This is a genomic window from Caballeronia udeis, from assembly GCF_044909315.1.
In the GTDB taxonomy this organism is placed as follows: domain Bacteria; phylum Pseudomonadota; class Gammaproteobacteria; order Burkholderiales; family Burkholderiaceae; genus Caballeronia; species Caballeronia udeis_A.
Window position 1 is genome coordinate 21,918 of sequence record NZ_JBIYEB010000057.1, and the last position, 6,115, is coordinate 28,032.

The 6,115-nt window shown below is 61.8% G+C and carries 8 protein-coding genes; 5 read left to right on the forward strand and 3 right to left on the reverse strand.

The features are described from left to right. Window positions 1-3 precede the first annotated feature (3 nt). Window positions 4-879 (reverse strand): lipid A biosynthesis lauroyl acyltransferase, encoded by an 876-nt coding sequence (locus tag ABH944_RS43125; RefSeq protein ID WP_404615301.1) that lies wholly within the window; start codon window positions 877-879, stop codon window positions 4-6. Between the two features lie 391 nt (window positions 880-1,270). On the opposite strand from ABH944_RS43125, the gene ABH944_RS43130 reads away from it, so the two are divergent. Then, on the forward strand, window positions 1,271-1,573 hold the full coding sequence (locus ABH944_RS43130; protein ID WP_404615303.1) for a YciI-like protein: 303 nt from the start codon (window positions 1,271-1,273) through the stop codon (window positions 1,571-1,573). Window positions 1,574-1,598: 25 nt separating this feature from the next. On the opposite strand, the gene ABH944_RS43135 is transcribed toward ABH944_RS43130, so the two are convergent. Both ABH944_RS43135 and ABH944_RS43140 read right to left on the reverse strand, forming a co-directional pair. Next, complete coding sequence (locus tag ABH944_RS43135; RefSeq protein WP_404615305.1) at window positions 1,599-2,627, reverse strand: LysR family transcriptional regulator; 1,029 nt, start codon at window positions 2,625-2,627, stop codon at window positions 1,599-1,601. Between the two features lie 147 nt (window positions 2,628-2,774). After that, window positions 2,775-4,109 (reverse strand): mechanosensitive ion channel family protein, encoded by a 1,335-nt coding sequence (locus tag ABH944_RS43140; protein WP_404615307.1) that lies wholly within the window; start codon window positions 4,107-4,109, stop codon window positions 2,775-2,777. A 160-nt stretch (window positions 4,110-4,269) separates the two neighbouring features. Between ABH944_RS43140 and ABH944_RS43145 the strand changes: the two genes are divergently transcribed. The 4 genes from ABH944_RS43145 to ABH944_RS43160 form a co-directional block, all read left to right on the forward strand. Beyond that, window positions 4,270-4,491, forward strand: a complete 222-nt coding sequence (locus ABH944_RS43145; RefSeq protein ID WP_404615309.1) for a hypothetical protein — start codon at window positions 4,270-4,272, stop codon at window positions 4,489-4,491. Window positions 4,492-4,505: 14 nt separating this feature from the next. After that, window positions 4,506-4,883 carry a fluoride efflux transporter CrcB gene (gene crcB / locus ABH944_RS43150; RefSeq protein ID WP_404615311.1) on the forward strand — a complete coding sequence of 126 codons (378 nt, stop codon included), beginning with the start codon at window positions 4,506-4,508 and terminating at the stop codon, window positions 4,881-4,883. Between the two features lie 18 nt (window positions 4,884-4,901). Beyond that, window positions 4,902-5,372: a GNAT family N-acetyltransferase gene (locus ABH944_RS43155; protein ID WP_404615313.1), complete on the forward strand. Its 471-nt coding sequence runs from the start codon at window positions 4,902-4,904 to the stop codon at window positions 5,370-5,372. Window positions 5,373-5,493: 121 nt separating this feature from the next. Beyond that, window positions 5,494-6,115, forward strand: a 622-nt coding sequence (locus ABH944_RS43160) for an aromatic amino acid lyase (protein WP_404615315.1), incomplete at its 3' end; no start/stop codon positions are given.

Below are 6,115 nucleotides of genomic sequence, written 5' to 3' on the forward strand. Positions count from 1 at the left end.
GGTTCAATACACGCCGGCTACGCCTTCCGGCCGGTGTTTGAAGCGGCGATGCACCCAGTAGTATTGTTCCGGAAAGCGCACTATTTGCGATTCCAGGAATTCGTTCATCCGGCGGGCGTCGGTTTCATCGCTTTCCGAGGGAAAGTCGGCGAGCGGCTCGAAGATCGTCATCTTGTAGCCCTTGTAGTCGGGCAGCACTTCGGTAACGAACGGCACCACGCGTGCGCCTCCAAGGCGCGCAAGCCGGGACACCGACGTGAGCGTGCAGGCCGGCACGCCGAAAAATGGCACGAATACCGAATTTTCAATGCCGTGGTCCATGTCGGCGGCCAGCATCACCGAACCGCCCTTGCGCAGCAGCTTCAGGATGCGGCGGGCGCTGTCGGCGCGCATGACCATGTCGGCGCCGAAACGGCCGCGTTGTTCGACCGCGAGCGTATTGAGCCGTTTGCTGGACATCGGCGTATAAAGCGCGGTGATGGGCAGCTTCATGGAGTACAGCATGCAGCCCACTTCAATGGCCACAAAGTGGAAACCCATGAAAATGGTGGGCGGTGAGTTTTCGTCGTCGAGATCGATACGGCTTTCAAGCTGCACGAGTTTTTCAATAGCGCGGGCCGAACCGAACCACTGCACGCCGCGCTCCACATAACTGCGCACGACGTGGCGAAAATGCGAACGTCCGAGCAATTCATATTCAGCGGCGGTCTTGCCGGGAAAGCACAATTGCAGATTCACTTGCACAATATGTTTTCGACGGCTCGGAATGCAATAAAGCAGCGCGCCAAGGCCGCTGCCCAACCGCGCTACCAGCCCGTAGGGCAGCTGAGCGAGCGCGCGGAGCAGCATCACGACGAGCGCGAAACCGATGTTATTCAAACTTGCCCCTTGAACAGGCGGCGAAATGCGTATGACGAGCGCCGGGTGAATTTAAACTTCAACGATCGGCGTACGGCCGGATGTTGAAGAGGAGTAACGGCGAAAACCCAAGCTCGGCGAGAGTGATTAACCCTTCAGCCGGGGAACCCGGAGGCGAAAAAGCCGCGGAACAGGCACGTTGCGGCGAGCATTCGACGCCGCTGGAATCTTGGGCGTCACGGACAATTCGCCAACTTGAGGCAAGGTCAAAGTCGAAAGTGTCGCAATGATCGCACACACGGCCTCCGGCATACAGTTTTGGCGTAATACCGGTTCTTACTGAGTGTTTTGTCTACGGCACGATCGTTCGATTGCAACGCGCGCAGTATTACCTGTAACAGGAGACGACCTCATGCACTTTCTATTGATCTATGAATTGAGCGCCGATTATCTCGAACGCCGGGCGGCGTTCCGTGACCGCCATCTGACGGTGGCTTGGGCATCGGCTGAGCGTGGGGAATTGTTGCTGGGCGGGGCGCTGGAGGAGCCCGTCGACCGGGCGATGCTACTGTTCGAGGCGGATTCGCCCGCGGTGCCGGAGGCATTCGCGCGGGCCGATCCGTATGTGGCCGAGGGGCTGGTGACGCGCTGGGAGGTGCGCAAGTGGAATACGGTGGTCGGCGAGGGCGCGGCTCACCCCGTCAGGCCGGCGTGAGCGCCCGGGTGGAAGTCATGCGGAGTCATGACTCGCTGGCGGTTTCTTCGTGCGCGTCCTCGTCGCGGACCGCAGGTGCGGGCGCCGCGGCCTTCGCCGGAGCGGCAACCGGGCGGCGGGCCGTCCGGAACAGGCGCGTGAGTGTATCGTCCATTTCCTGCGAGCGCTCGAACAACTCCGCCAGCCAGTCCACGAACGCGCTGACCCTCGGCGCGGCTTGCCGGCTCTTGACGAAGGCCACCGACACATTCATCGGCATCGACTTCCATTGCGGGAGCACCTCGCGCAATTGCCCGGAACGCAGGTAGGGCAACGCGGCAATGCGCGGCGGCTGAATCAGCCCGAGCCCTTGCAGGCCGCACGCGAGATACGCGTGTTCGTCGGTGACCTGAACAAAACCCGCCATTTTCACGGTCACCGCTTCGCCATCCACTTCGAAGTCGAAATCACACGGCCGGCCGGTACGGGCCGACACGCAGTTCACCGCGATGTGCTGCGCGAGTTCGTCGAGCGTCTTCGGCGTGCCGTGCGCTTCCAGATAGGCGGGCGTGGCGCACGTCACGTGCTCAAAGCTGCCGAGCCGCCGTGCAATCAGCCCGGAATCCGGCAATTCGCCAAGCTGCACGCTGCAATCCACGCCTTCGCCAACCAGATCGACGGTGCGGTTGCAGATGCCGATCGACAACTCGATATGCGGATAACGCGCGTGGAAATCAGGCAGCGCGGGTACGACCAGCGCGGTGGCGACCGTGTCGGGCATCTCGATGCGCAGACGGCCGCGCAGACGCTCTTCGCGGCCGACAAAGCCCGCTTCCAGATCGTCGATATCCGCGAGAATACGCACGCAGCGTTCGTAGCACTCGGCCCCTTCGGCCGTGAGATTGAGACGCCGCGTGGTGCGCGCGAGCAGTTGCACGCCGAGCAGCGCCTCGAGTTGTTGAATGGTCGTCGACACGCTTGCACGCGGCATGCCGAGGGATTCGGCGGCGCGCGAGAAACTGTTGGTATCGACGACACGGATGAAAACACGCATAGCATGAACGCGATCGGTCACGGGAGTTTTCCTGTAGAAGCGATAAATGCGATGACCGGCGAGCACCTTCAGGTGATGCAGAAGGAATGCCGGCAAGGTTCACACTTTAGGCATTGGGAAGCATCGCGTGAATACATAAAAATCGCTGATTCTTGCCTGCTTCTCCAGTTAGACCGTGGGCAACTCGCCGCGCAAACGGCCGCTGTCCGTGCCGCCAATGGCGCTTCTGTTTCCTGTACTGCCTGCGCCCGCTCCAATCATCAGTCCGCTGACCAGTCCGTTCATGTCCGTGCCCGACGGCGCCTGATATAACCGCAGGCCCATCTCCGGCAGGATCGACAGCAGATGGTCGAACACATCGCCCTGGATGCGTTCGTATTGTGTCCATGCAGTGACGGCGGTGAAACAATACACCTCGACGGGAATGCCTTCCGACTGCGGTTCCATCATGCGCACCATCATCGACATGTCCTGCCTGATCTCCGGATGCCGCTGCAGATACGCGAGCCCATACGCGCGGAAGGTGCCGATATTCGTCAGCCGCCGCCGGTTGGCGGGCTCGCTCGCAAGCTCGCCGAGGTTCTTGTTCGCCTGGTCGACTTCGAGTTGCTTCTCTTCCAGATAGTCGTGCAGCAAGCGGAATTGTTTGAGGTGCGCGGTTTCTTCATCGGTCAGAAAACGCACGCAGGTGGCATCTATTCGCAGCGTGCGCTTGATCCGCCGCCCGCCCGATTCAAACATCTGCCGGTAGTTTCTATAACTCTCCGAAAAGAGCTTGTACGTGGGCACGGTGGTCACCGTGTTGTCCCAGTTCTGCACCTTCACGGTATGCAGTGCGATGTCCTTCACGAAACCATCGGCATTGGATTGCGGCATCTCGATCCAGTCGCCTATGCGCAGCATGTCGTTCGATGTGAGCTGTGTGCTTGCCACCAGCGACAACAGCGTGTCCTTGAACACGAGCAGCAGCACCGCGGACAACGCGCCGAGGCCCGACAGCATCCAGAGCGGCGAGCGATCGATCACGATCGACAACACCAGCACGCCGCATATCAGCGCGAGCGCGAGCTTGCCGATCTGGATGTAGCCCTTGATGGAGCGTGTCTGTGCTTCCATGCTTGCCGCGTACACGTCTTGCCATGCGCTGAGCGCGCCGCCCATGGCGAAGAAGACGCAGACCCATGCGCCGGCGTGCGCAAGCCGCTCGATCACGTCCGCCACGTGACCAATGTGCGGCACCTCGCCCACGCCGATCGCCACTGCCGCGAACGGCACGGCGTACCAGAGCTGGTGATACGCGCGATGCCGGGCGAGCGCCTTGTCCCACGCTTCGCGTCCGGTCAGCACGAGCAGGCGGTGCGCCAGATACAGCACGATGCGCGCGACGACCCACTGCGCGAACAGCGCCGACAGCACGAGCGTGAGCACGCCGAGCGCGAACTGCGCCCAATGCTGGGTGGGGTAGTGTTGCTGCAAGCTGTCCAGGAGTGTGTCTAGATTCATGCGGGCTGTGTGGAACATAAAAAGGCGAACGAAGTGCGACCCGTATTGTGCATGAAAGGCGCCTTGACACTTTCAAGCTTTCTCGCATTCTGTATGGGGTTCCTGCTGCGCTCCATTATGATTACGCCTTTGTGTATCCCCGCGCGCGAGCGCAACGCCCATGCGAACCGTCAAGCTGGAACACAACGACGACATCGTCCTCGATCCCACCGACCCCCAACTGGTCAAACGCGGCTCCTTGCTGCTGGACGGCCATGAATGCGGCGAGTGGGAACAGCGGCGCGACGGCACCTGGATCGCGCGGCTTTCGGTCTCCGGCGAGACAATTATCGCCGCCGGCCGTGACGACCTCATCGAGCGCCTTGCGTTCTCCTCTCCCTGATCTTTCCTTCACTTATGTACCTGTCGATCCTGGCTGTAGGTATTGGCGGCGCGCTTGGTTCCCTGTTTCGATGGGTGCTCGGCCTGCGCCTGAACACGTTGTTCCCCAATCTCCCGCTCGGGACGCTGGCGGCGAACGTCATCGCAGGCTATGTAATCGGCGTGGCGGTCGCGTGGTTCGCGCGTTTCCCCGGGGTATCGATGGAATGGCGGCTCTTCGTCATCACCGGCTTGATGGGCGGCCTGTCCACCTTCTCGACGTTCTCGGCTGAAGTCGTCGCGCATCTGCAGCAAGGGCGCTACGGCTGGGCCGCGGGCGAAATCGCGATTCACGTGACGGCGTCGGTCGTGATGACCATCCTGGGCATCGCGACGGTTTCGTTTGCGCGCTGAGAACGCGTGTATTCATCGATGCAACCTGTCATCCGGCGTTATGAAGCCGCCGATCTGGACGCGGTTTTGAGTGTGTTCCTGCGCTCGGTGCGCGACGTGGCCTCGCGTGACTACGATGCAGGGCAGATCGCGGCATGGGCGCAAGCGGACCCGGATGTCTGGGCGCGCCGCCGGCTTGACCGGCCCACCTGGGTCGCGTTGATCGACGATGTCATTACGGGGTTCACCGACCTCGAAAGCAACGGGCACATCGACATGTTGTTCGTCGATCCGGCCTGTCTGCGCAGGGGCGTGGCGAGCACACTGCTTGATACGGTCGAAAACGCGGCGCGTGCGCAACGGCTGGCGGCCCTCCACACCGACGCAAGCATCACCGCGCGTCCGTTTTTCGAAACGCGCGGTTTTCAGGCCATCCGCTCGCAAGTGGTGGCGCTGCGGGGCCAGCGGCTGACTAACTTCCGGATGGAGAAACGATTGCGCGCTGTATAGACAACTGATCGGGAAAACCGCCGGATCAGTCCCTGAAAATGCGAATTAGGTGTTTTCAGGCCTTGTTTTGGGGCATTTGTTTGTTTAGACTGGGCCGCAACTTGTATAGACAGGACTTGCGATGATCAAATTGACCCCCGGCCACCTCACGCTGGCGCACCTGCGCCAGATCGCCCGCGGCTCGGACGCGCTGACACTCGATCCGGCCAGCTTCGCTGCCATCGACGCCTCCGCGCAAACTGTTGCCGACATCGCCGCCAAGGGCGAGCCGGCCTACGGCATCAACACGGGTTTCGGCCGGCTGGCGAGCACCCATATTCCCGCCGATCAGCTGGAACTGTTGCAGCGCAACCTGGTGCTGTCGCACGCGGTGGGCGTGGGTGAACCCATGTCGAGACCGGTCGTGCGTTTACTGATCGCGTTGAAGGTGTCGAGCCTCGGGCGCGGGCATTCGGGCATCCGTCGCGAGGTCATCAACGCGCTGATCACGCTGTTCAACGCGGATGTATTGCCCGTTATCCCGGTCAAGGGGTCGGTGGGGGCATCGGGCGATCTGGCGCCGCTGGCGCATATGTCGACGGCGCTGCTCGGAATCGGCGAAGTCACCATCCGCGGCGAGCGCGCGAGTGCGCTGGACGGGCTGCGCGTTGCCGGTCTCGAACCGCTGACGCTGCAGGCTAAGGAAGGTCTCGCGCTCCTCAACGGCACGCAGGCTTCCACGGCGCTTGCCTTGTACAACATGT

What these genes read in the sequence shown, in the direction of transcription:
- crcB (WP_404615311.1), top strand. Translation starts at nt 4,506, where the DNA reads ATGTACCTGTCGATCCTGGCTGTAGGTATTGGCGGCGCGCTTGGTTCC.
- ABH944_RS43130 (WP_404615303.1), top strand. Translation starts at nt 1,271, where the DNA reads ATGCACTTTCTATTGATCTATGAATTGAGCGCCGATTATCTCGAACGC.
- ABH944_RS43155 (WP_404615313.1), top strand. Translation starts at nt 4,902, where the DNA reads ATGCAACCTGTCATCCGGCGTTATGAAGCCGCCGATCTGGACGCGGTT.
- ABH944_RS43140 (WP_404615307.1), bottom strand. Translation starts at nt 4,109, where the DNA reads ATGAATCTAGACACACTCCTGGACAGCTTGCAGCAACACTACCCCACC.
- ABH944_RS43145 (WP_404615309.1), top strand. Translation starts at nt 4,270, where the DNA reads ATGCGAACCGTCAAGCTGGAACACAACGACGACATCGTCCTCGATCCC.